The sequence below is a fragment of the Chitinophaga sp. Ak27 genome (genome assembly GCF_012726295.1).
Classification (GTDB): Bacteria; Bacteroidota; Bacteroidia; order Chitinophagales; family Chitinophagaceae; genus Chitinophaga.
Map to the genome: position 1 here is coordinate 219,640 of NZ_JABAOB010000003.1, position 24,753 is coordinate 244,392.

General features: G+C 47.9%; 19 protein-coding genes. 11 read left to right on the plus strand and 8 right to left on the minus strand.

Features of this window, described 5'->3' with window-relative positions; genetic code table 11:
• Positions 1 to 47 precede the first annotated feature (47 nt).
• The 7 genes from HGH90_RS12360 to pheT form a co-directional block, all read right to left on the minus strand.
• Positions 48 to 869 carry a purine-nucleoside phosphorylase gene (locus tag HGH90_RS12360; RefSeq protein ID WP_169191219.1) on the minus strand — a complete coding sequence of 274 codons (822 nt, stop codon included), beginning with the start codon at positions 867 to 869 and terminating at the stop codon, positions 48 to 50.
• A gap of 23 nt (positions 870 to 892) precedes the next feature.
• Positions 893 to 1,681 carry an SDR family oxidoreductase gene (locus tag HGH90_RS12365; protein WP_169191220.1) on the minus strand — a complete coding sequence of 263 codons (789 nt, stop codon included), beginning with the start codon at positions 1,679 to 1,681 and terminating at the stop codon, positions 893 to 895.
• A gap of 11 nt (positions 1,682 to 1,692) precedes the next feature.
• Entirely contained in the window at positions 1,693 to 2,307 is a 615-nt protein-coding gene (locus HGH90_RS12370; RefSeq protein WP_145663996.1) for a DUF1080 domain-containing protein, read from the minus strand.
• A 116-nt stretch (positions 2,308 to 2,423) separates the two neighbouring features.
• The gene (rny, locus tag HGH90_RS12375) at positions 2,424 to 3,989 is read right to left on the minus strand and encodes a ribonuclease Y (protein ID WP_169191221.1); all 1,566 of its coding nucleotides are present in this window, start codon (positions 3,987 to 3,989) and stop codon (positions 2,424 to 2,426) included.
• A gap of 171 nt (positions 3,990 to 4,160) precedes the next feature.
• Entirely contained in the window at positions 4,161 to 4,454 is a 294-nt protein-coding gene (locus HGH90_RS12380; RefSeq protein WP_145664013.1) for a cell division protein ZapA, read from the minus strand.
• A gap of 13 nt (positions 4,455 to 4,467) precedes the next feature.
• Complete coding sequence (locus tag HGH90_RS12385; protein ID WP_169191222.1) at positions 4,468 to 4,776, minus strand: hypothetical protein; 309 nt, start codon at positions 4,774 to 4,776, stop codon at positions 4,468 to 4,470.
• A gap of 9 nt (positions 4,777 to 4,785) precedes the next feature.
• Positions 4,786 to 7,215: a phenylalanine--tRNA ligase subunit beta gene (gene pheT / locus HGH90_RS12390; protein WP_169191223.1), complete on the minus strand. Its 2,430-nt coding sequence runs from the start codon at positions 7,213 to 7,215 to the stop codon at positions 4,786 to 4,788.
• A 585-nt stretch (positions 7,216 to 7,800) separates the two neighbouring features.
• Here pheT and dnaB point away from each other — a divergent pair.
• From dnaB to HGH90_RS12405, 3 genes are all read left to right on the plus strand, one after another.
• Positions 7,801 to 9,372: a replicative DNA helicase gene (gene dnaB, locus HGH90_RS12395; protein WP_145664040.1), complete on the plus strand. Its 1,572-nt coding sequence runs from the start codon at positions 7,801 to 7,803 to the stop codon at positions 9,370 to 9,372.
• Positions 9,373 to 9,518: 146 nt separating this feature from the next.
• Positions 9,519 to 10,865, plus strand: a complete 1,347-nt coding sequence (locus tag HGH90_RS12400; protein ID WP_169191224.1) for an MATE family efflux transporter — start codon at positions 9,519 to 9,521, stop codon at positions 10,863 to 10,865.
• 8 nt (positions 10,866 to 10,873) lie between these two features.
• Positions 10,874 to 11,578, plus strand: coding sequence for a 16S rRNA (uracil(1498)-N(3))-methyltransferase (locus tag HGH90_RS12405; protein WP_169191225.1), 705 nt, complete (start codon positions 10,874 to 10,876; stop codon positions 11,576 to 11,578).
• 105 nt (positions 11,579 to 11,683) lie between these two features.
• On the opposite strand, the gene HGH90_RS12410 is transcribed toward HGH90_RS12405, so the two are convergent.
• Positions 11,684 to 12,712 carry a quinone-dependent dihydroorotate dehydrogenase gene (locus HGH90_RS12410; RefSeq protein WP_169191226.1) on the minus strand — a complete coding sequence of 343 codons (1,029 nt, stop codon included), beginning with the start codon at positions 12,710 to 12,712 and terminating at the stop codon, positions 11,684 to 11,686.
• A 190-nt stretch (positions 12,713 to 12,902) separates the two neighbouring features.
• On the opposite strand from HGH90_RS12410, the gene HGH90_RS12415 reads away from it, so the two are divergent.
• From HGH90_RS12415 to HGH90_RS12450, 8 genes are all read left to right on the plus strand, one after another.
• Positions 12,903 to 13,421, plus strand: a complete 519-nt coding sequence (locus HGH90_RS12415; RefSeq protein ID WP_169191227.1) for an RNA polymerase sigma-70 factor — start codon at positions 12,903 to 12,905, stop codon at positions 13,419 to 13,421.
• A 97-nt stretch (positions 13,422 to 13,518) separates the two neighbouring features.
• On the plus strand, positions 13,519 to 14,496 hold the full coding sequence (locus HGH90_RS12420; protein WP_169191228.1) for a FecR domain-containing protein: 978 nt from the start codon (positions 13,519 to 13,521) through the stop codon (positions 14,494 to 14,496).
• 57 nt (positions 14,497 to 14,553) lie between these two features.
• Positions 14,554 to 17,196 carry a TonB-dependent receptor gene (locus HGH90_RS12425; RefSeq protein WP_169191229.1) on the plus strand — a complete coding sequence of 881 codons (2,643 nt, stop codon included), beginning with the start codon at positions 14,554 to 14,556 and terminating at the stop codon, positions 17,194 to 17,196.
• A gap of 79 nt (positions 17,197 to 17,275) precedes the next feature.
• Complete coding sequence (locus HGH90_RS12430) at positions 17,276 to 18,061, plus strand: DUF4249 domain-containing protein (RefSeq protein WP_317166142.1); 786 nt, start codon at positions 17,276 to 17,278, stop codon at positions 18,059 to 18,061.
• Between the two features lie 135 nt (positions 18,062 to 18,196).
• Complete coding sequence (locus HGH90_RS12435; protein WP_168761754.1) at positions 18,197 to 18,751, plus strand: RNA polymerase sigma factor; 555 nt, start codon at positions 18,197 to 18,199, stop codon at positions 18,749 to 18,751.
• 90 nt (positions 18,752 to 18,841) lie between these two features.
• Positions 18,842 to 19,792: a FecR family protein gene (locus HGH90_RS12440; RefSeq protein WP_169191230.1), complete on the plus strand. Its 951-nt coding sequence runs from the start codon at positions 18,842 to 18,844 to the stop codon at positions 19,790 to 19,792.
• Positions 19,793 to 19,829: 37 nt separating this feature from the next.
• A complete protein-coding gene (locus tag HGH90_RS12445) occupies positions 19,830 to 23,045 on the plus strand; it encodes a TonB-dependent receptor (RefSeq protein ID WP_169191231.1) in 3,216 nt (1,071 codons plus the stop codon).
• A gap of 20 nt (positions 23,046 to 23,065) precedes the next feature.
• On the plus strand, positions 23,066 to 24,658 hold the full coding sequence (locus HGH90_RS12450; protein WP_169191232.1) for a RagB/SusD family nutrient uptake outer membrane protein: 1,593 nt from the start codon (positions 23,066 to 23,068) through the stop codon (positions 24,656 to 24,658).
• Positions 24,659 to 24,753: the final 95 nt, after the last annotated feature.

Consider the following 24,753-nt stretch of genomic DNA (forward strand, 5'->3'; position numbering starts at 1 on the left):
AGTAACGGCCACACCTTCATAGTGTGGCCGTTGTGTAATAGCAAATGTTATAATCCTGCAATCACGGTAGCAAAAATCTGGCTCAGCAATTTATCTGCTTTGCCGGCTACTGCGATAATTTCTTCAATAGAAACAGGGTGCAGGTTGTCGGGATCGCATTCATCTGTTACTACCGACACCGCGGCGCAAGGCAGTTGCAACTGGTTGGCGACTATCACCTCCGGCACAGTGCTCATCCCTACCAGGTCGGCGCCTATCATGCGTAAAAAGCGATATTCCGCCCTTGTTTCGAGGTTAGGTCCCATCACGGAAACGTATACGCCTTTTTTCAGGGTAGCGCCCTGTAAAGTGGCGGCAGCCTGTATTTGAGCGCCCAGCGCCGGATGATAGGGACAGCTCATATCCGGGAAGCGGGGACCATATGCGGCAGCATTGAGGCCACGGAGCGGGTTTTCCGGCTGCATGTTGATATGATCGTCCAATAAAATAAGATCTCCTTTTTTAAAGGTGGGATTCATCCCGCCGGCTGCATTGCTGAGCAGCAGCTGCTGGACACCCAGTGCTTTCATGACGCGCACGGGGAAGGTGATTTGCTGCATCGTATAGCCTTCATAGTAATGAAAGCGTCCCTGCATGGCAATAACGGGCGTATCGTTAATATGGCCGAGTATCAGGTGGCCTTTATGTGATTCTACCGTGGATTCCGGGAAATGCGGAATTTGCTGGTAGGGAATGGAATGTGCTATTTTGATATGATTTACCAGTTCTCCGAGTCCTGTTCCCAACACTACGCCCACACGTGGCTGTTCAAAGGAAAAGGATTGCAGATAGGCAGTAGCCGCCGCTATTTGTTGCAGTAACGAGTCCATACGTCATTAAAATTTGCTGCAAATTAATTCCCTTTATGGGCAATCATGTAAAACAGGGGTGGAAAATATCTTTTGCACCAGAGCAATATTCTTTCTTCCCGGGCTATGAGCACTACTTTTTTCTTCCGGCGTATGGCGGTCAATATGCGCTGGGCGCACTGTTGCACGGAAATACCTCTGGCTGTAGAGGGATCCATTTTTCCATAGGGGCTGCCATCGGCGGTAATAGCGGAATAGGTAATGGGGGTGTGAATGCGTCCGGGGCAAATAATGGTAGTATATAACCCCGGAATAGGCTGTTCTGTTTGCAGGGTTTCGAAATACCCTTGCAGGGCATGTTTGGCGGCATTGTACCCGGAGCGCCAGGGATATCCCATCAATCCTGCCATGCTGCTGATCACAATAATTTGTCCGCCGCCCTGCGCTTTGAAATGAGGCAACAAGGCTTGTGTGAGCATGACAGCGCCGAAGAAATTCACCTCCATTAACTGCCGGACGGCGGCCACAGAAGTATCTATCAGCTTGGAGCGTTGGGTAACACCTGCATTGTTTACCAGGATATCTATTTTTCCAAAAAAGCTGAGTGCAGTCCGGGCGCCGGCTATTACCTGGTCTTCGTCTGTTACATCCATCAGCAGGATTTCGCAATGGGGCGTGTATACCAGGCATTCGTTTCTAACCGCTTCCAGGGCGGCCTGGTTACGGGCGGCCAGGATAAGCCGGGCCTTTTCCCTGGCCAGCAGTAATGCCAGCTCGTGACCTATACCCGAGCTGGCACCTGTGATAAGTATTACTTTATTGGTAAAATACATATGGGCTGTTATCAGGATTTCAACGGAACGATCTTAATATTTTTCCATCTCACCTTAATACCGCCACCAGAGTGAATCTGTAAGGCTATTTGTCCATTGGCGGCGCCAATTTTTTCATCTTTCAGGGTAATCATTTCATGACCATTGAGCCAGGTAGTTACATTATCACCCTGTACCCTCACTTTCATGGTGTTCCATTCGCCCATTTTCAGGTATTGTTCTTTTTCCTTATCGGGTTGTATCAGCCATCCACGGCCATAGGATTCGTAGATTCCGCCTGTGTGTAAGCCGGGAGGCGCTACTTCGGCCTGCCAGCCGGTTATTTTAGTGCCCTCCAGGGACGAGTGAAAGAATACGCCGCTGTTGCCATTAGCCTCCTGTTTAAACTGTACGGTGAGCTCAAAATCTTTGTATTGACCATCGGTACCCAGGTAGCCGTATTCTTTATCGGGGCCGCTTTCACAGATGAGTTCTCCTTTTTCTACATACCACTTTTCGGTACCATATACTTTCCATCCATCCAGGTTTTTTCCGTTGAATAAAGACTGTGCTTTTTGCGCAGACGCACTGCCGGCGCCCAATAGGAGAGCGGCTCCCAGTACGAATTTTAGGCAATTTTTTTTCATAACACTGTTTGAGTTTAGTGATTTAGAGAGTGAATACGATAAAAAAAGTCCTCCCTCGCCAAGGCGGGGGAGGACTCCAATATAAGGTCAATTTCCTGTATTTCTATACCAGAAAATTATCTTGCTATATTCACTGCTCTTTTTTCACGGATCACCGTTACTTTAATCTGGCCAGGATACTGCATTTCTGTTTGTATCTTATTAGCGATTTCGAATGATAAACGGTCGGCATCGCCATCGGATACTTTTTCACTTTCTACAATGATGCGCAATTCTCTACCCGCCTGGATCGCATAGGCTTTTTCCACACCATCATGTGCGAGGGCCAGGTTTTCCAGGTCTTTAATACGTTGCAGGTAGCTCTGCATAATTTCGCGGCGTGCGCCAGGGCGTGCACCACTGATGGCATCGCAGGCCTGAACGATCGGGGAAATCACGTATTGCATTTCCATTTCGTCGTGGTGAGCGCCGATAGCGTTTACCACAGCGGCATGTTCGCCATATTTTTCAGCGAGCTTGGCGCCGAGGAGGGCGTGGCTCAGTTCAGTTTCTTCATCAGGTACTTTACCAATATCGTGCAGTAAGCCGGCACGTTTGGCCAGTTTCGGGTTTAAGCCCAGTTCTGCTGCCATCACGGCGCAGAGGTTAGCCGTTTCCTTGGAGTGCATGAGCAGGTTTTGTCCGTAGGAAGAGCGGAAACGCATCTTACCTACCAAACGTACCAGTTCTTTATGGAGGCCATGGATACCCAGTTCTATCACGGTCCTTTCACCGATGTCCATTACCTGTTCTTCCAGTTGTTTCTTGGTTTTTTCCACTACTTCCTCAATACGGGCCGGGTGAATACGTCCATCCTGTACCAGGCGTTGCAGGGACAGGCGCGCTATTTCGCGGCGGAGTGGGTCGAAAGACGATAGTACAATCGCTTCAGGGGTATCGTCTACGATCAGGTCAACACCGGTAGCCGCTTCGATGGCGCGGATGTTACGACCTTCACGGCCAATGATCTGGCCTTTGATTTCATCGCTTTCCAGGGTAAATACGGTGATGGTATTTTCGATGGTTTGCTCAGCAGCGGTGCGCTGAATAGACTGGATAATGATTTTCTTGGCTTCCTTGTTGGCTTTCAGCTTGGCGTCTTCAATGATTTCCTGGATATGGGACAAGGCCTGTGAACGGGCTTCTTCCTTCAGGCTTTCTACCAGCTGGTGTTTTGCTTCTTCTGCAGTTAAGCCGGCAACTTTTTCGAGGCGGCGGATATGCTCTTCCTGGTGTTTTTCGAGTTCTGTACGCTTAATGGTTACCAGTTCCATTTGACGGTTCAGGGTTTCCTTGATAGCGTCGTTCTCGTTGATTTGTTTCTGAACCTGCTCGTTTTTCTGGTTGAGTTGTAGTTCTTTCTGTTTGATACGATTTTCTGACTCGGCCAGTTTCTGATTACGTTGCAGTACGTCCTTGTCGTACTCGCTCTTGAGTTGCAGGTATTTTTCCTTCGCTTCCAGTAAGCGGTCTTTTTTCAGATTTTCGGCACTAACCTGTGCGTCTGCAATGATTTTTTTAGCCTGTTGCTCCGCTTCATCTATTTTATGCTGCGTATTTTTGGCAAAAATCACCTTACCCAGCGCAATCCCAATGACCAATGCCACTATTGCAGTTATTGTCGTGATAAGTGTAACATCCATATGAATTATTTATACTTGATTTATGTAGTATTCTCATACCCAGCTTGCTGCTAAAACACAACAGGGGCGAGAACTGACCCGCGAAAATACAAAAAAATAGCAGTTAAAGCGTCTTTGATACGTGATAATTAACTAATTAGCTAATTCGTTGTTAAGCAATGGGTAACGTGGTCATCCCAAGGCCTGGTTGATAATTTCTTCCAGCTTTTCCAGCTTCTCCTGTAAAAAAGGAGCAGTGCTTGCCTGAGCTTTACCGCCGCTGGTTACAGGGTGTGTAGCGTACATAATCAGGGCCATAGCAATATAGTCCTGTAGGTCTTTTCCCGCATAGGACGTTTTAAAATCGACAATTTTCTCATTCACTTCTTTCATAATACGACGCACCTCTTCCTCCTCTTCCGGTTTTATCTTGATACGGTAAGAACGGTCGGATACGACAATGTTTATGGGAATGAGTGTTTCCATGTATGATTTTTTATCAACTGTTCAGTAAAGCGATACAGCGGTCAATTTCTTTGATATAATCGTTGATTTTGCCCCGGATTTCCTTTCTGAAAGCGTCATCTTCGGCTGCTATGGTGGTACCTCCCTGGGCAGTAGATGCAATTTTCATTAGTTGCAGTCTTTCTTCCAGGTTTTGTAGCGACTGTTGCTGCTGTTGCAGCGCCTGTTGCTGTGTATGAACTTCTTCTTTCAGCAATACATTCTCCGCCTGCACCTGTTGCAGTTTCTTAACCAGCAGGTGCAGCTTCTCTTCTACGCGTTGAATGTATTGCTCCAGAATCATCCGTATTACTTATTTTCTGATTTCCGCTTGTAACTGTGTTTCAAATGTTTTGATGAGTTTCTCCATTACACTGTCAATCTCTTTGTCAGTCAGCGTTTTCTGTGGATCCAGGAAGGTGAAGCTTACGGCGTAAGACTTCTTGTTGGCTCCCAGTTTTTCGCTCTCAAATACATCGAACAGGTTCACTTGTTGTAACAATCCAGACTTCACGCTGCGGGCGGCCGTTTCAACGGAGGCAAATTGTACCTGTTTGTCAAGTACAAGCGCCAGGTCTCTTCTGACAGCCGGGAAGCGTGGTATTTCCTTGTAAAAGTTATCACTTTTTTGCAAGAGTCCCAGTATTTTATCCCAATTGAAGGTAGCATACCATACTGGCTGACGGATGTCAAACTGCTTCAACTTCGCTGTGGCAACGCCTCCGAGGGTAACAACCACCTGGTTTTTTATCTTGATTTCCCAGGATGGCTGTAGGCCAGGTTCGGCGCTTTCGGCCCAGGTAAGTTGCTTATAACCTAGTTGTTGGAGGATATTAATCACAAAACCCTTCAGGAAGTAGAAATCCACCGGGCTGGATTTGTGCATCCAGGTTTCGGCTGTTTTCTTACCGGTCAGGTACAGGACCAGGTGGTTATTTTCACCATAGCCTTTTTCCAGTACGCGGTATGTTTTTCCGAATTCGAAGAACAGGAGGTCTTCGTTTTTGCGGTTCAGGTTATGGGCAATGCTTTCCAGGCCGGTTTCCAGCATGGAAGGGCGCATGATGTCCAGCTCCACGGTGAGGCTGTTCATCATTTTTACCGTATGCTCCAGTACTTCCGGCGTATAGTACTTACTGTTGGTAATGGAGTTGGTGAAGATTTCGTTGAAACCGTTACCGGCGAGGTAATCGGCTATTTTTTCTTTCACCCGTTCTGCATCCGGCTGGCCGGATAAGGCGGGAGAGATGGATATTTTAGAAGGAATTTCAATATTGTCGAGTCCGTCAATACGCATTACCTCTTCCACCAGGTCGGCCGGCAGGCTGATATCCGGCTTGCTGAAAGGCACGGCTACACGAAGTCCCTCTGCTGATTCGGAGAGGATATCGAAGCCCAGGCTACGGAGGATATTCTTGATTTTATCTGCCGGGTAGTGGCTGCCGCTCAGTTTGCGGATATAGCTATAAGTGGTTTCTACCTGTGTTTTTACTTTCACGGAAGGATATACATCCACAATACCGGAAGCTGCTTTTCCGCCGGCCAGCTCACAGATGAGGGCTGCCGCGCGTTGCAGGGCCAATACCACGTTGGAGATATCCACTCCTTTTTCAAAGCGGGAGGCTGCGTCGGTGCGCAGTCCATGGCGGAAGGAGGTTGTCCGTATACCGCCGGCGCTGAAAAAGGCGCTTTCCAGGAAAATGCTTTGCGTGGCATCAGATACGCCGGAATGCAGGCCGCCGAAGACGCCTGCAATGCACATGCCTTCGCCGGCGCCATTGCAGATCATCAGGTCGGAAGCATCCAGTTTCCTTTCTTTTTCATCGAGGGTCACGAACGGAGTGCCGGCCGGGAGGTTTTTTACTACGACCGCATTGCCTTTGATAGCCGTAGCATCGAAGGCGTGCAGCGGCTGACCGGTTTCGTGCAGCACGAAGTTGGTGATATCCACAATATTGTTGATCGGGCGAACGCCGATGGTACTGAGCCTGGTTTTGAGCCATTCGGGGGAAGGGCCTACCTGTACGCCGGTGATGGAAATGCCGCTATAACGGGGGCATGCATCAGTGTTGTCGATAGTAACGCTGATGGATAAAGGTGTTGCCGCCTGGGGCAGCGCTTTTATTTCCGGCAGCTGTACCTGGTATTTGTGGGTATGCTCTATGTTATTGAGGAAGGCGCATACGTCCTTTGCCACCCCTATATGGCTCATGGCGTCCATACGGTTAGGCGTAAGGCCTATTTCATAAATGTAGTCCTTTGCGGGCTTAAACACTTCGCTGGCGGGGGTGCCGGGTTGCAGGCCGGCATCCAGTACCATAATGCCATCGTGACTGGTGCCCAGTCCTATTTCATCTTCAGCGCAAATCATTCCCTGGCTTTCTTCTCCACGGATTTTTGCTTTTTTCATGGTCAGGGGTTCGCCGCCAATAGGGTAAATGGTGGCGCCAATGGGGGCTACCACTACTTTTTGTCCCACTGCTACGTTGGGAGCGCCGCAAACGATGTGTAGGGGTTCCTCGTTGCCGGTGTTCACGGTGGTGAGTCGCAGTTTATCCGCATTCGGGTGTTTTTCTGCTGTCAGCACTTCTCCGATCACCAATCCGGCCAGACTTCCCTTTACAGCTTCGAATTTTTCCAGGCTTTCTACTTCCAGTCCTATCCTGGTTAAAATAGTAGACAGTTCCTCCGGTGTAGGCTTTACCGGTAAGTAATCACATAGCCAGTTGTATGAAATCGTCATTTATCTGCTCGGTTTATATAAGTGGCGTAAAGTTAACAACTAATGAGCGGAAAGCGGAAAGCAAAAAGCAAAAAGCTATTATAGCAAGCAGAAAGCGGAAAGCAGAAAGCAAAAAGCCATTGTGGAGAAGACGTGAGCGAATATTGGCCAACTAATCTCCCCGAAAATCTTCTCCATAAGGGCTTTTTGCTTTCTGCTTTCCGCTTTTTGCTCCCCAAAAACAGCCACAGCATTGTATCTCGCCCCATGTGGAAAATCTTTTTACACAATATGTGTGAATAATCGGACCTTCGCTTGGGAATTTCCTGTGTTTTGGTGGATAACCCGGGTTGTGTCAGTGGATAACTGACATTTTGCTTGTGGATAACCTGTGTATGTGACTTAATAAATTTAATAACGAAAGGGGGGTATTATTAAAAAAAATGCCTTTACCTTAGTTCGCATGGCTGAAAAAATTTACAATTTCTTAAAGTAGCTATCAACCCTAATGAAGTCGGGAATAATGCAGATATCAATTGTAAAAACAACAGGAAAGGCCCATTGACAGTAACCTTTTATTAACTTTTTTTAATACACTAACCATAAATGGATCTCAATCTTAAGAAGGACCGCAATGTGCGCAGGAAGCCGTCCATTGATGTGTCATCCTTGGTGTATGGCAAGATACCACCACAGGCTAAAGAATTGGAAGAAGCTGTTTTGGGAGCCGTAATGCTTGAAAAGGGTGCTTTTGATACCGTTATCGAGATATTGAAAGGAGAGTGTTTTTACGTAGAAGCACACCAGATCATTTTTAGTGCGATGACCCGGCTGGCCGGTAAATCAATGCCGGTGGATATCCTCACAGTAACGGAGGAACTAAAGTCTATGGGCCAGCTGGAACAGATCGGGGGACCTTTTACCGTCATGAAACTGACGAACATGGTGGTATCATCTGCCAATATTGAGGCCCATGCCCGTATTATCCTCCAGAAATTCATTCAACGGGAACTGATCCGCATTTCCGGGGAAATCCTGACCGAGTCTTATGAAGACACGGCCGATGTATTTGACTTGCTGGACAGCGCAGAATCCAAGCTGTTTGAAGTCACCAATAACCACCTCCGTAAGAACTATGACTCCATCGACCGTGTACTGGTGAATACCATGAAGCGTATCGAGGACCTGCGTAACAAGGGAGATGATATTACCGGGGTACCTTCCGGCTTCCCCTCGCTCGATAAAGTAACCTATGGCTGGCAGCCTACGGATCTGATCATCATCGCAGCCCGTCCATCTGTGGGTAAAACCGCCTTTGCGCTGAACCTGGCGCGTAATGCGGCCCTTCACCCTCGTTTTGCCAGAGGAGCAGCGGTATTCTCTTTGGAAATGTCCTCGGGCCAGATTGTACAACGTATTCTCTCGGCCGAGTCTGAAATAAAGCTGGAAAAGATTTCCCGTGGTAAACTGGAAGAATATGAGATGAAGAAGCTGATGACCCATGGCATTGAACGCCTGGCTAAAGCGCCCATCTTCATCGATGATACCCCCGCCCTCAACATCTTCGAGCTGCGCGCCAAATGCCGCAGGCTGGTACACAATCACGGCGTAGGTGTTATCATCATTGACTACCTGCAGCTGATGAGTGGTAGCGCTGATGGAAAAGGCAATAACCGTGAGCAGGAAATCAGTAAAATTTCCCGCGACCTGAAAGGGTTGGCAAAAGAGCTCCAGGTACCGGTAATCGCCCTGTCGCAATTGAGCCGTGATGTGGAAAAACGTAAAGACGGTAACAAGATGCCGCAGCTGAGTGACCTCCGTGAATCCGGAGCCATTGAGCAGGATGCCGACATGGTAATGTTCCTCTACCGTCCTGAATATTATGAAATCAATACCAATGAAATGGGCGAATCCAACAAAGGTGAAACCCACGTTCGTATAGCCAAACACCGTAATGGTCAGCTCGATACCATCAAACTGAGAGCCGTACTGGAATTCCAGCGATTTGAAGATGATGGTAGCCTGGAAAACCCCGGTGGTGGCGGTAATCCTTTCACAGGTATCTCCCGACCCCAGCAAGGCGGCGGTGGTAACGATGAAGCGAAGCTGTACATACAGAAAGGATCCAAGATGAACGATATGGATTTTGATGAAGGATTTGAAGATGCACCCTTCTAGCAAGGAAAAGATATTGCTAAAAAGCCGGCATCTATTCGATGGCCGGCTTTTTAGCTTTTAGCCCTTAACTGTCGCAATGAAACACCCCCTGTAGCGGGAGTAACCATTTGTGTACGTTAAATAATACAGAATAATAAGATTAACCAATGAAACAGCTGTACTTAAAATATAAAGGTCACTACCAAGACAATTTCAGCTTAGCCTATCCTGTTGTTATCTCCCAGTTAGGACATACCCTGGTAGCATTATCTGATAGTATCATTATCGGTCATACCGGCAAAGTGCCCCTGGCAGCGGTGTCACTGGGGAACGGGCTGTTCAACATTTTCATGGTAGCCGGCATCGGCATGTCTTACGGACTGACGCCCCTGATAGCACAGGAAAATGGACGGGGCAACAAAAATGCCATCGGCCACCTGTTGAGCCACAGCCTGATCATCAATATGGTGGTAGGTGTGCTGTTATCGGCCCTCATCTACTTTGGCAGCGGCTATTTATCGCTGTTGCACCAGGAAGGAGATGTAGCGGAACAAGCCCGTCCCTTCCTGCGTTTCCTGGGATTTTCCTTTATTCCGCTGATGCTGTTCCTGTCGTTTAAACAGTTTGCAGAGGGGCTCGGCTTTACCCGGCAGGCTATGAATATCAGCATCATCGGTAACGTGATTAATATCCTCATTGGTATTACGCTGGTGTATGGCTTGTTTGGAATGCCCCGTATGGGTGTAATAGGCGTGGGGATTGCCACTTTTACCGATCGCCTGATCATGGGAGTTACCATGTCGATCTATGTATTAAGATCACCCCGGTTTAAGCCTTACCTGCAATCTTTTGGGTTTAAAAACCTGCAGGCCACTGCCATTAAGAAGATCCTGGGCATTGGTACGCCGGTAGCCCTGCAATATTTATTCGAAGTGAGCGCTTTCAGTGCCGCGGCAGTGATGGTGGGCTGGATGGGTGCGGCTGAACTGGCAGCCCATCAGATTGCGTTGAGCCTGGCCGCCATGACTTACATGATGGCCAGCGGTATTTCTGCGGCCGCGGGGATTAAGAGTGGTAATAACTTCGGAAAGAAAGATTTCCATAGGCTCCGTTTATCGGCCATTGCCAGCTACCATATGGTGTTGGTGCTGATGGGAGCCGCCGCCTTATTGTTTACCGTAGGCAATCACCTGTTACCCTCTTTTTACATACAGGATCCGCAGGTAATCCAGATTGCCGCCCGACTGCTGATTATTGCGGCCTTCTTCCAGTTGTTTGATGGGATGCAGGTGGTGGGATTGGGTATTTTACGGGGACTGGGCGATGTGCGTGTTCCTACGGTGATTACGCTATTGGCTTACTGGGTGCTGGGTATTCCGCTGGGCTACCTGTTGGGTATACACCTGGGATATGGCGTAGAAGGCGTGTGGTGGGCGCTGTTGCTGGGACTACTGGTGGCTTCTGTATTGCTGTTTGCCCGCTTTCATACTAAAACGAAAAAACTTTCTGCTTAACTTCGCTTATGGATTTGCCCGTTTTTTATGCGCCGGACATACAACCCGCCGATACAAGATATACAATGAATGAGGATACATCTAAATACTGTATCCAGGTACTCCGTCACGAAAACGGCGATCAGGTGTTGCTGGCAGATGGCCGTGGGCACAAGTTTACCGCTGAGATCACGGACGATAACCGTAAAAAGTGCGTAGTGAAAATAGTGGATTTTACCCTGGTGCCAGGCCCTGAAAGAGCATTACGCATAGCCATCTCCTTTACTAAAAATACTTCCCGGATAGAATGGTTCCTGGAGAAAGCAACGGAAATTGGTATCCAGACGATCATTCCGCTGGTAAGCCAGCGTACGGAGAAAGAAAAGATAAAAGCAGAGCGGTTGCAGAATATCCTGGTATCGGCGATGCTGCAATCCCAACAGTTTTATCTGCCCGACTTGCAGGAACCACAGGCGTTTGACAAGGTGGTGAAACAGCATACCGATTCTCAAAGGCTGATTGCACACTGCCTGCCAGAACAAAAACAAGCGATGCAGGATATCATCCAACCGGGTAAAGACACCCTGGTACTGATAGGACCGGAAGGCGATTTTACACCAGATGAAATCAAGTTGGCGCTGGAGCAGGGGTTTGTACCAGTGTCGTTGGGAAATACCCGTTTGCGTACGGAAACGGCGGGGATGGTAGCAGTAACAATTATGAATTTAGCATAGGAGCATAAAGCGGAAAGCAAAAAGCTATTGAGGCGAATAGTCTCTGCGAGTAAATATCCGCTTAGGTTATTCGCCTCGATAGCTTTTTGCTTTCGCTTTCCGTTTTCAGCTCTTACGCAGTCCTGCACAGATCTTCTTAACAATGGCTGGCCCTTCATAAACGAAGCCGGTATATACCTGTACCAGGGAAGCGCCGGCGTCCAGCTTTTCCTGGGCATCTTCTGCTGTGAAAATGCCGCCTACGGCGATAATAGGGATACGGCCCTGGCTATGGGTATGGATATAGCGGATCACTTCGGTGGCCTTGCGTTTTACCGGCAAACCGCTGAGTCCCCCGGCGCCGATGTCTTTGATGTCGGCATCAGGCGTTTTTAGTCCCGCCCGGCTGATGGTGGTGTTGGTGGCCACAATGCCGGCCAGTTTTGTTTCCGTCACAATTTCGATGATATCATCCAGTTGTTCGGTGGTCAGATCGGGCGCTATTTTCAGTAAGATTGGCTTCTGTTTGGGTTTTTGAGCATTCAATACCTGCAGGTGATGCAGCAACTGTTTTAAGGGCTCTTTTTCCTGTAAGGCCCGTAAGTTGGGGGTATTGGGAGAGCTTACGTTTACTACGAAGTAGTCAACCACATCAAAGAGCGCATGAAAGCATTTTTCATAGTCGCTGACAGCTTCTTCATTCGGGGTCACTTTATTTTTCCCGATGTTGCCACCTACGATGATATTGGATTTTTTGCGCTGCAGTCTTTTTGCAGCAGCGACGGCGCCTTCATTATTGAAGCCCATGCGGTTAATCAGCGCTTTATCTTCCGGCAGGCGGAATAAGCGGGGCTGTTCGTTCCCTGGTTGGGCGAGTGGTGTAACGGTCCCTATTTCTATGAAACCGAAGCCGAGACAGGCCAGCTCGTCAATGTACTTAGCATCTTTATCAAATCCGGCTGCCAGCCCTACGGGGTTGGAAAATTTCAGTCCGAACAATTCCCGTTCCAGTCCTTTGGTTTTAACGCCGCAAAAGGCATTTAATACGGTTTTGCCAAATGGCAGGGAATATACTGTCTTAAGACCACGCATAACGCTGTGGTGAATACTTTCCGGCGGATAGCGGAAAAGGAAGTTTTTGATCAGGTTGTACATTGCGCGGCAAAGATAAACAGGTTTGGGGGATTTTAACGAATTTGCAGACGCACAAAACAGCTTTTCCCCCTATTGCAATCGGTTATTAAGTGGTTACCAGTGGCCATTTTACGTATTTCTACGGAAAGATATAAGAGATCGTAGGAATTAATTTGAATCAGGCAAATCATGCCTATATTTGCGGCTTATCATGCTGGAGCTGCATACATTTGAAGCATTATTTAGAGAAAACCATGCTCATTGCCTGGCCTTTGCCACCCATTACACGGGTGATCCCCATGTAGGAGAGGAAATTGTGCAACAGGTTTTCCTGCGTTTGTGGGAAAAACGGGATGGGATCACTATTACTGGCCCTGTTAAAGCATATTTGTTTTCTGCTATTCGTAATACCGCCATCAGTCAATGGCGGAAGGACGTAGTGCGTTCAGAAAAGGAGTCCAGTTATGGCCAGCAGAAAGATACCACGATAGCGGCCGGAGAGGAGGTAAAAGAACTGGAGCGGTTGTACCGCCAGGCGTTGGAGCGACTGCCGGAGCGATGCAGGGAGGTATTTGTACTAAGCCGGCAGCAACATATGAAATATGCCGAGATAGCGGAGGCAATGAATATTTCAGTAAAGACAGTGGAAAACCAGATGGGGAAAGCACTAAAAATCCTGCACCAGGAGCTGAAAGAATACTTGCCACTGTTGACAGGCTTCTTATTTTAAAAATAATTGCGGACGCATAGGGGCATTGGTATTTTCTATGCGTCTTATTTTAGATAACCGTCCCTGGGGGCGCTGACTGTAAAACTTACAACAACTGATGACACCATCTTTTCCAGATGAGGCAATGCCTGATGAGGCGCTGTATACCTTGCTCTGCAAGTATCTGTTGCATGAAGCAGATGCGGAGGAGCGCGCCTGGGTGGAAGCATGGGTAGCAGAAGATCCGGGGAATGTGGCCTTACTGGACTCTTTGAGAAAAGTGCTGGATACAGCTACTTCCAATGAGCGGTTGGTGGAAGCCAACACCAATGATGCCTGGTTGCAGCTCAGTGGCAAAATTGAAGAGAAACCGGTATTGATAGCCGTTAAGCCTGCGGCCCGTTTTACCTGGCTGAAAATAGCTGCCGTGCTATTGATAGCCCTGGGCGCCGGCTGGTGGTTTTTAATAGGTAAGCGTCCACAACAGGTATATGCCGGGCCTGCCACTGCTACACTGGCAGACGGCAGCAATATCCGGTTGTCGGCTTTTTCCCGGCTGGAAGTAGCCAGGGGCTTTAACCAGCGCAACAGGAAGGTAAGTCTTACCGGTACCGCTACCTTCGACGTAAGCGGCAGCGCTGAAAATCCCTTTGTGATAACATTGGGACATACAGATGTGAAGGTATTAGGTACCCATTTTATGATTAATTATGAACCGGGTACGGCAGTTCTTAAAGTACATGTCACTACCGGTAAGGTGATGGTAATAGATCATGATAAGGCGGATAGTGTGGTGTTAACAGATGGCATGTTGTTGCAGAAAGATAGTGATCGCCCTGCTTTTCGTATAGCGGCCCATGTTACAGATATGATTAAAAAATCCTTGTCGTTCAGGGATACTCCCCTGGAAGAAGTATTACACACGATCACGGAGGTATATGATATCAAAGTGGAAGTGGTAAATATGGATCTCCTGAAATTACCTGTTCGTGCTGACTTCACCGGCGAATCAGCCGATGATGTAATCAGATCACTGGCGCTCATGTTGAGTGCCGACTATGAGAAAATAAATGATCGGCAATACAAATTAAAATAGCTCGTGTCGGCAAGCGCACAGCTTTAACTGTCTTTCACACTTTCAATTTAGCTATCTATGTCGTTAGCCGGAAAACTGCTGGCGGGGATATTGATATTATTGTATGTCCCACTGAACGTTTTTGGGTGGGACTGGCAAACAAGAGTAACGGTAATTGTGAGAAACCAGCCCATTGAGGCGGTGTGTAATATACTGGAGAAAGAATACGGTATTCATTTTTCCTATAGCAGAGAACTTGTCAACTTGTCCCGGAAAGTTACGTTAACAGCCCAGCACCAACGCCTGAAGAAGTTGCTGGAAGATTTATTTGCTCCAGATGACATACGTTTTACCCGTGTGGGTGAGCAGGTCGTGTTGGTGCCTGCACAACGCACTACCCGCACTATCAGTGGCTATATCAAAGATGCCGTTAGCGGTGAAAGTCTCATTGGCGCTACGGTATATGCCCCTGCGCTTAAACAGGGCACTACTACCAATCAATATGGCTTTTTTAGCTTAACTACCGTAAAAGATACCAACAGCCTTTTTATTTCTTACATCGGCTATGGACCGCATTTACAACAGGTAACCGCAAAAGGTGACCTGTGGCTGAATATCAGCTTACAGCCAACCGGCAGCCTGAAGGAAGTAGTAGTCAGCGCCCGGGAAAATAAGCTGCAGGAGCAAACACAAATGAGTAAAGTAAAACTCTCTACCACCGAGCTGGAAGCGATGCCCCGTTTCCTGGGGGAAGTGGACGTGATGCGTACCTTACAACTGTTGCCAGGTGTAGGCGGAGGGATGGATGGCGCCGGTGGTTTGTATGTGCGGGGTGGCGGGCCAGACCAGAACCTGGTACTGCTGGATGGCGCACCGATATTTAACTTTTCTCATTTCTTCGGCGTTTATTCCCTCATGGATGCCAACGTGGTGAAATCTACCGACCTGTATAAAGGCGCGTTTCCTGCCCGCTACGGCGGACGATTATCTTCGGTGGTGGATATTGCCACCAAAGAGGGCAATATGAAAGCCATACACGGCAATGCGTCTATTGGACTGATTGCTGCCAAGTTTGATATAGAAGGGCCTATTGTAAAAGATAAAACATCTTTCCTAATATCGGCCCGCCGCTCTTATCCCGACCTGTTGCTGAATGCAGCCATACAATCAGATAATTCCCTGGGACCTAACGGCGATTTCAAAGCTTTCTTCTATGATATCAACGCCAAGGTGAATCATATCTTTTCGCGGAAAGACCGGGTATTTCTCAGTTTTTACAAGGGGGAAGACAACCTGGGACTACAGCAAACCACCAACGATACGGCTGCTATTTCCGGGCTGCACACGTATAAAGGCGTAACCTCGCGGTTTAAAATGTCGTGGGGGAATACTATTGCGGCATTGCGGTGGAATCATATTTATGGGCCACGCCTGTTTTCCAATATCACGCTCAATTATTCCAGCTACACCTTTGCTACTCAATATGGACACCGTTACATTATGCCCGTACTGGGTGAAACAACGGACCTGTTTGGGAAATACAGTTCCCGTATGGAAAACAGCGGTGGCCGGGTCGATTTCGATTATCGCCCCCATCCGCGTCATGCCATACGTTTCGGGGCTATTACTACCATGCATTATTTTAAGCCAGGCAACTCCTCTTTTGAAAATAAAGGTACGCCGGTACAGCCGCTGGATACACTGAATACTTCCCTGCGGGTGGTGGGCGGTGAACTATCGCTTTATGCAGAAGATGACTGGCAGCTGAATCCCAACCTGTACGCCAACCTGGGAATACATGCTTCCGCTTTCCTTGTAGAAGGCCGGTTTTATTCTTCCGTACAACCCCGCCTGGGGCTCCGCTACGTACTGCCGCGCAACTGGGCCGTAAAGGCGGCTTATACACATATGAACCAGTATATCCACTTATTGTCGAGTAATGGTACTACGTTGCCGACCGATATCTGGGTACCGTCTACCCAGCGGGTAGCGCCTATGTTTTCCAAGCAGGTAGCACTAGGTGTAGCTAAAACGTCGTCTAACCTGAAATATGAATTTTCATTGGAAGGCTATTTCAAATCGATGCATAATATGATCGAAAATGCCGAGAACAATAACATTACCAATACCGGTGCCACCCGCTGGGATGAAAATGTAATTGTGGGCAAGGGCTGGAGTTATGGATCGGAATTGATGTTACAAAAGAAAAAAGGCAGCACTACCGGCTGGATCGGGTACACGCTTTCCTGGTCTATGCGCCGTTTCCCGGGCATTAATTACGGAGAAATTTTCCCTTTTAAATATGATCGCCGGCATGATATCGAAGTGGTGCTGATGCAGCAATTGGGCGAGCATTGGGAGTTTTCGGCCTCCTGGCACTACAATTCCGGTACGCCCATAACTGTTCCGGTATCCAGTTATGTAGGTACCGGCAATGCTTCTCCCTGGGACCCGGGCACCGGCCAGCCTGTCATAGATCGTTATGATAACTGGAACAACTATCGCGGAGCGGATGTACATCGCCTCGACGTGGGAATTACCTATAGCAAGCAGAAAAAACACTGGCGTAAAAGCTGGAACCTGAGCATCTTCAACATATACAATCGTAAGAACCCGGTTTTTTATTATATGGAAAGTGATCCGGTTACAAAGCAGCGCTACCTGACCAGGGTAACGTTATTGCCTATACTACCCAGTATTACTTATGCGGTTAAATTTTAAGGAGATGAATAAAGTATATTTTTTCGTAGGGACGATACTGTTAGCAAGCTTTCTGCAAGGCTGTGAAAAACGGGAGAGCGTGACATTACTTTATGAAGGCAATAAAATAGTGGTAAACACGCTGATACAACCCGACAGTGTGATCTATACCCGCATTACACGCAGTGTTCCCAGTAATGTATTGATCGATGGTAATAATACAGATATAAGCGGGGCTAATGTGCAGCTGCTGGAAGATGGCGTGCCGCTTGCCTCACCGGCAATGCAAACCATAAAGGGAACGGCTTATTATGTATCGGGGAGCAAAGCGGTGCTGGGCAAGCGGTACGAGGTACGGGTAGCGGTTCCTGGTATGCAGGCTGTAACGGCTATGGATACCCTGCCCGGGGTGCCATTGGCAAGTGCAGCAGCGGCACAGGTCAATAGCAACCGTATCCGGTTTACGCTGAAAGACTGTCCTACTGCCAATAACTATTACCGCATAAGAATATATGTTTCCAACCCGGATGGCAACGACGGCAGCTTTTGGCAGTTCCGCCTGGACCCGGCTTTCAATAATAACCTGGTAGACTTTTTTACACAGGGAGCCTCCAACAGCCTCATTATGAGCGACGAACGATTCAACGGGAAAGAAGTCAATTTTGTACTGCAAACCAACAATCCGATTGCCGCCACTACGCAGATCACTTTAGAAGTAAGTGCGCTTACCTATAACACCTATCAGTACCTGAATACGCTGACCACGCAATTAAGATCAGGGGAAGCGGTAATATCCCAGCCGGTACGGGTATTTACCAATGTAGCCAATGGCTACGGCATTGTAGGCGGTATCAATACCAAAAAGCTGGTATTTAAAGCAGAATAAAGCTAAACGGCGGGAGGTAGAAATAAATTAGTTAAACCCGCCGAAAGACCCTCCTATATTAATACTTCGCTATTTTTTTTGTTCCCCGTTTGTTCTTTTAAAAACCTGCTCTATTTTTAGCCCATATACTGTTATATGCCAGAAATAATGCCTGACGACCTGACTGATCGGCTACGGACAGATGATTTTAAACTGTTTGAGCTGATTTTCAATACTTACTGGGAGGAATTATACACTTATGCAGCCCGGATAACAGGAAGTGATGCAGATGCACAGGATATTATACAAGACCTGTTTACCAGTATCTGGGAACGCCGGCACCAGCTGGAGTTGCATACCCATATCCGTTATTATCTCTTTAGCGCCGTCAGAAAGCACATCTTGCGTAAATTCCGGGATGATGGATTGAAAGAAAAACATCTCGAAAAATTTATTACCCATAGTGAGCTGCGTACAGAGCTGACCCTCAATACTATTATCCATAAAGACATCATCACCCAGTTACAGCAGGACCTCCAGCATTTACCCGAAAAGGAGCGCCAGGTTTTTGAGTGGTATCATTTTGATGAACTCAGCATCCGGGAGATTGCCCTCATGCATGGCACAGCAGAACAAACAGTGCGCAACCAGCTGGGAAATGCCTATAGAAAAGCCCGCCCATTGCTCAATCGCCTGCTGATGTTCCTTTAATATCCCCTTCCATGTTACCTTAATGTTAATCCCGCTTTTTCGATAGTTAAAAAGGGCCGGTTGTGCAACTTAGCTTTTAAACATCGTACCTTGATCCGATCCAAAATAAGCGCCATCATAGATAAGTACCTGGATAACAGGGCTACGCCAGCTGAAGAGCAGTTGCTCACGCACTGGCTGGATGTGTTATCCGCAGAAGGGACTCCATCGGACGCTCTGACGCCGGGAGACAAGGAACAACTCAGGCGTAAAATGCTGCAAACCATCCGCCAACGTACCGGGCAGCCTATACGCACCTATCATATATGGAAACGCATGATGGCTGCCGCCGCTATACTCCTGGCAGTTACGGTTGCCGGCTGGTGGATGATACAACAACGTACCTCCCGACCCATCGCCTGGCTGGAACTAAGCACCGGCATTGGCGAAATGAAAAAGCTGGTGCTACCCGACAGTAGCACGGTATGGCTGGAAGGAAACAGCCGGCTGAAATATCCCGCGCATTTCAGAGACAAACGGGACATTGAGCTGTTATATGGAGATGCCTTTTTTGATGTTTCTCCCTACCCAAAATCACCCTTTACGGTATATGTAGATAGCCTGCAAGTACGGGTGCTGGGCACTTTCTTTCACGTAAGAGCCTACCAGCAACTGCCTATGGAAATAACGGTTAATAGCGGTAAAGTGAGTGTTAGTAAGCATGATCAGCTCATGGGGATGCTCACTGCCAACCAGGCTATGCGCATCAACTGGAACGATCATACGTTTTCGAGAATGGAAGTGAGCCCATTAAACATCAGCGACTGGATGCGACGGGAAATCGTTTTTGACAACATGCCTTTAAGGTCGGTATTACACTTACTGGAAAATTATTATCGCGTAAAGTTTGAAATTGAGCGTGTGCCCGATATGCAGATTACAGGCTCCATGCCTGCAACGTTAATGCCATATCAGGTATTTAATATTCTGGAAGAGCTAACGGATCACCAGGTGATAGTACAAGCCCGTGGAGGAAATAAAGTTACTGTAAGACATAAATAAATATTCCCTGAATTGATTTAATTAAAAAATCGCGGTTATGAATGTACGTAGTACTCATCTGCGTACAAGCGTATTTGGCAAACAAATATGTCTTGTACTGCTCTTGCTATCCCTATACGGAAGCATTTCAGCCCAACAAAAGTCTGCGGTAGTGCAGGAATTACATGTAAGCGCCGGACCGCTGACAAGCGCCCTAGGGCTATTGCGGCAGCAAAGCGGCGCCAATATTATGTATGACGCCAATCTGCTGAAACACCTGACAGTAAAGGCCCAGGACTTCCGAGGCCAATCTGTGGAAGACGTGCTGCGCCAGCTACTGAAAGGAAGTGGTTTCTCTTTTTCTTCTACAGAGGGCGTATTTATTATTAAAAAGGAGAAAGTTACTGCTCCCGTAACCGGTACCATTACGGACGAGGAAACCGGCGCCCGCCTGCCTGGCGTAAGCGTATTGGTAAAAGGCAATACACAGGGCAGCATTACCAATGCCGAAGGGGCTTTTACGCTGCAGGCCGATCCTCATGGCGATACCCTGCTATTCAGCTCCCTGGGTTATAAACCCGGCCGCCTGGTACTTAATGGACAACAGCAGGTAACTATACGCCTGAAATCCGATGCCAGTGTGCTCAACAGCGTAGTGGTGGTAGGATATGGCCAAACTACCAAAGGTGATCTCACCGGTGCAGTATCACATGTATCATCCGAAAACTTTAACACCGGTGTATTCAGTTCACCGGAGCAGCTGCTGCAAGGCAAGGTTCCCGGCCTGAATATTACCCGCAGTGGCGATCCCAACGCCACGCCGGCGGTGATCCTGAGAGGCCCCTCCACCTTCCGGGAAGGCGAAGCACAGCAACCCTTTTATGTGATCGATGGTGTACCTGGCGCTAATATACAGCTGGTATCTCCCGCAGATATCCTGTCGATGGATGTATTGAAAGATGCCGCGTCTACCGCAATCTATGGCGCCCGCGCGGCCAACGGCGTGATCATGATTACTACGCGTCGCGCCAAACAGGGACAAAGCTGGATCAGTTACAACGCCTATGCTGCGTCAGAACGCATTTCCAATAAGATAGATATGCTGTCGGCCAATGAACTGCGCCAATACCTGAAGGACAATAACAAAAGCCTCACACCAGCCTATGAAGACAATGCCAACACCGACTGGCAGAAAGAAGTAACCCGCAACGGCGTGTCGCAAAGTCACAACCTTTCTTTCGGCGGCGGTAATGAAAAAACCTTGTTTGACGGAAGTATCAACTACCTTCAGAATAATGGTATTATCAAGACTTCCTCACTGGAACGGCTAAACGTTAGGGCCAACCTGGAACAGCGCGCTTTTAATGACGTGTTGAAAATAAACCTGTCTATCAGCAATAGCTTAAGCACGCAGAACCGGGCGCCAGAGCAGGTTTATCTCAACATGCTGAACTATATACCTACGGTAAACATTTTTAATCCCGATGGTACTTATAAAGAAGACCTGAGCCGCTCCCGTGGTTATCTCAACCCTGTTTCCCTGATCGACAACAACAGCGATCGTACCAAAGAAAAAATTATGCTGGGTAATGCACGCGCTGAGTTAAAATTATTGCCAGGGCTGCGTTATACCATGAGCCTATCTTTGCAGGATCAGCAAATTAACCGCGATATCTATAATAACCGGGCGTCCAGCTTATCGCCTAATACGAACGGACAGGCCACCCGCAGCGCTTTTACCAATTCACGTAAAGTGCTGGAGAGCTATTTTAATTACGATAAAACATTTGGTAAGCACGACCTGCGGTTGCTGGCCGGATACTCCTGGCAGGAAGACCGTACCGGCGACGGATTCCAGACCTCGCAACAAGGGTTTGTATCAGATGTTACCGCGGGCAATAACCTGAACCTGGGAGGCGCCAAAGATGGATATCTCCCTAACTATGGTACTACCCGGATACAAACCTTACGCTTTATTTCCTTCTATGGCAGGGTAAATTATTTATATGAAGATAAATACCTGTTGCAGGTATCTGTTAGACGGGATGGATCTTCGGCCTTTGGTATCAACAACCGCTGGGGTACCTTCCCGGCAGTATCCGGCGCGTGGAAGATCAGCAAGGAAAAATTCATGGACAACATACGCTGGATCGAAGAGCTGAAGCTACGTGCAGGCTATGGCGTTACCGGCAACTCGCTGGGCTTTGACCCGCTTATCGCCAGGTTCCGCAACGATATTTTTGGTAAGTTCTACTCCGATGGCAGGATTATCAGCTCTATAGGACCCGTACAAAACGATAACCCTAATCTCAAATGGGAGCGTACCGGTATGGCCAATATAGGTATCGATCTGACCTTATGGAAAGGACGCCTGAGTGTAACCGCCGACTACTACGATAAGCGTACTACCGACCTGATTTACTCGTATGAAGTACCTTCTCCTCCCTACTTCGTACCTAATATGTTAGCCAACGTAGGCGCTATGAGCAACAAGGGTATTGAGTTACAGGTAAATGTAGTGCCGGTAAAAACAGCCAATTTTACCTGGAGCACTTCTGCCAATATTGCGCATAACAAAAACCGCGTAGTATCCCTTTCCAACGATATGTTTTCCGTGAAATATATTGAAACGGCAGACCTGGGCGGTAAAGGACAATCCGGTAATAAGTCGCAGCTGATACAGGCTGGATACGCATTAGGCGCATTTTACCTGTGGCAATATGAAGGGAAAGATAAAGAGGGCAACTCCACCTTCCGTTCCGCCAATGGAGGCATCACCAAAGAACCCAGTTCCACTGACCGCTATTATAGCGGTGATGCGCAGCCGGCCATCATCTATGGTTGGAACAACAGCTTTACCTTCCACCAGTTCGATGCCAGCATCTTTATACGAGGCGTTTCCGGCAATAAAATACTGAACGCTACGCTCGCCAATCTTAATAATCCTGCGGAGGCCACTGGCTACGATATGCCCCGGATAACGCTGGGAGAGGCAGTTACAGACGCCAAAGCGCCTTACATTTCTACCCGTTATTTGGAAAACGGTTCTTATCTGCGCCTCGATAACGTGACCATCGGATACACCATCCCGGTGCCCGGCAAGTATGTACGCAAACTCCGTGTATACGCTACCGGTAACAACCTGGCACTGATTACGAAGTATAAGGGCATAGATCCCGAAATCAATATGGGCGGGCTCACACCAGGTATAGATAATAATAACTTCTATCCTAAAACCCGTTCCTTCCTCTTAGGTTTGAACGCAACTTTTTAACAACGGTAAATCTGGATAACATGAAAAATATTATTATAACGGGAATGGCTATATGCTTTACCTGCCTCACTGCTTGTACCAAGCTGGATGTAAAGGTAGAATCCGAATATACCAGCGATAACTTTCCCACCACCGCGGATGGTTTTATTGCCGCCTCCGGACCCATGTATACGCAACTGAGTTCAAAATATGCGGTAGATTACTGGCGTCTGCAGGAGCTGTCGACCGACGAGGCCATTATCCCTGCGCGTGATGGTAACTATGAGGATGGCGGACAATACCGTTTCCTGCATAAGCATACGTGGACAAAAGATCATCCCACTGTTAGAAACGTATGGCAGTGGGCTTTCAGCGGGGTAACTACCTGTAACCGTATCCTCACTCTTTTCCAGAAAGCGCCCGAAAGCAAAAGCAAGCAAACCAGCCTGGCGGAAGTAAGAACCATGCGGGCCTTGTATTATTTTTTCCTCATGGATCTTTTTGGTAAGGTGCCCATTATTACGTCGTTCGACAATACTTCCCTGCCGGAACAATCTTCCCGGGAGGCGGTATTTACCTTTATAGAAAAGGAGTTGAAAGAATCGCTGCCATTGCTTAATACCAAGACGGGACAGGCTACTTATTCCAAACCAGTGAAATGGTTTGCTTTTGCGCTGCTGGAAAAAATGTACCTGAATGCGGTGGTGTATACCGGTCGCCCTATGTATACCGAAGCTGTAGCCATGGCAGACAGTGTGCTGGCAGGCGGCGCCTATACGCTGGATGATAATTTCATCAACATATTTACGCCGGATAACGGGCCGCAGGTGAAAGAAACCATTTTTGCCATTCCTTACGATACCTACCAGATTAAAGGCAACCAGTTCTCCCGGTTTGGATTGCATCCTGCGCTGGTAGATAAGTACTCTCTATTGTTCCGCCCCAGTATTGCCATGAGCACGATTGCTTCTTTTTATGAGAAGTTTAATTTAACGGGAGATATCCGCAACAATACCTGGCTTGAAGGAAAGCAATTCAATAGCGATGGATCTCCCATTATGATCAGTACTACCAATAAAGGATTGGACAATAACTATGCTGGTCCTGATCCGGGCGCGAAGATTAGCTGGCAGTTAAGTTTTTCCAAAGAACTGAGGCTGCGGGTAGATTCTTCTATGGACCTGGGCAATGATGAATTGGCCAAAGCGTCGGGCGTACGTGGTATTAAATTTTATCCGGATAAAAATACCGAGCCGCAGGATCGTAACTCCAACAATGATGTGCCCGTAATGCGGCTGGCAGATGTAATGCTGATGAAAGCGGAGGCGATCCTTCGTGGCGCCGCGCCTACTGCGGTAAAAGGGGAATTGCAGACAGCAGATGTACTGGTCAATAAAATACGGGCCAGGGCTCATGCACCCTTGATATCCGGTATTACCCTGGATGGCATGCTGGATGAACGTGCCCGGGAAATGGCCTGGGAGGCCTGGCGCAGGAATGACCTGATCCGTTTCAATAAATTTGAAAGTGCCTGGGGCTTTAAAACGGATGGCAATACCTTCCACCGGGTATATCCCGTTCCTGCCAGCGAGTTGACCCTCAATCCAAAACTGGTGCAGAATACAGGCTATTAATACAATAGTTAAGTTATATATTCAGCGGCGTGTTCACATAGTTTTAGTTAAAACTATGTGAACACGCCGCTGCTGTATGGATAGTTTTCCCTTTT

What these genes read in the sequence shown, in the direction of transcription:
- HGH90_RS12360 (WP_169191219.1), bottom strand. Translation starts at nt 869, where the DNA reads ATGGACTCGTTACTGCAACAAATAGCGGCGGCTACTGCCTATCTGCAA.
- HGH90_RS12365 (WP_169191220.1), bottom strand. Translation starts at nt 1,681, where the DNA reads ATGTATTTTACCAATAAAGTAATACTTATCACAGGTGCCAGCTCGGGT.
- HGH90_RS12370 (WP_145663996.1), bottom strand. Translation starts at nt 2,307, where the DNA reads ATGAAAAAAAATTGCCTAAAATTCGTACTGGGAGCCGCTCTCCTATTG.
- rny (WP_169191221.1), bottom strand. Translation starts at nt 3,989, where the DNA reads ATGGATGTTACACTTATCACGACAATAACTGCAATAGTGGCATTGGTC.
- HGH90_RS12380 (WP_145664013.1), bottom strand. Translation starts at nt 4,454, where the DNA reads ATGGAAACACTCATTCCCATAAACATTGTCGTATCCGACCGTTCTTAC.
- HGH90_RS12385 (WP_169191222.1), bottom strand. Translation starts at nt 4,776, where the DNA reads ATGATTCTGGAGCAATACATTCAACGCGTAGAAGAGAAGCTGCACCTG.
- pheT (WP_169191223.1), bottom strand. Translation starts at nt 7,215, where the DNA reads ATGACGATTTCATACAACTGGCTATGTGATTACTTACCGGTAAAGCCT.
- dnaB (WP_145664040.1), top strand. Translation starts at nt 7,801, where the DNA reads ATGGATCTCAATCTTAAGAAGGACCGCAATGTGCGCAGGAAGCCGTCC.
- HGH90_RS12400 (WP_169191224.1), top strand. Translation starts at nt 9,519, where the DNA reads ATGAAACAGCTGTACTTAAAATATAAAGGTCACTACCAAGACAATTTC.
- HGH90_RS12405 (WP_169191225.1), top strand. Translation starts at nt 10,874, where the DNA reads ATGGATTTGCCCGTTTTTTATGCGCCGGACATACAACCCGCCGATACA.
- HGH90_RS12410 (WP_169191226.1), bottom strand. Translation starts at nt 12,712, where the DNA reads ATGTACAACCTGATCAAAAACTTCCTTTTCCGCTATCCGCCGGAAAGT.
- HGH90_RS12415 (WP_169191227.1), top strand. Translation starts at nt 12,903, where the DNA reads ATGCTGGAGCTGCATACATTTGAAGCATTATTTAGAGAAAACCATGCT.
- HGH90_RS12420 (WP_169191228.1), top strand. Translation starts at nt 13,519, where the DNA reads ATGACACCATCTTTTCCAGATGAGGCAATGCCTGATGAGGCGCTGTAT.
- HGH90_RS12425 (WP_169191229.1), top strand. Translation starts at nt 14,554, where the DNA reads ATGTCGTTAGCCGGAAAACTGCTGGCGGGGATATTGATATTATTGTAT.
- HGH90_RS12435 (WP_168761754.1), top strand. Translation starts at nt 18,197, where the DNA reads ATGCCAGAAATAATGCCTGACGACCTGACTGATCGGCTACGGACAGAT.
- HGH90_RS12445 (WP_169191231.1), top strand. Translation starts at nt 19,830, where the DNA reads ATGAATGTACGTAGTACTCATCTGCGTACAAGCGTATTTGGCAAACAA.
- HGH90_RS12450 (WP_169191232.1), top strand. Translation starts at nt 23,066, where the DNA reads ATGAAAAATATTATTATAACGGGAATGGCTATATGCTTTACCTGCCTC.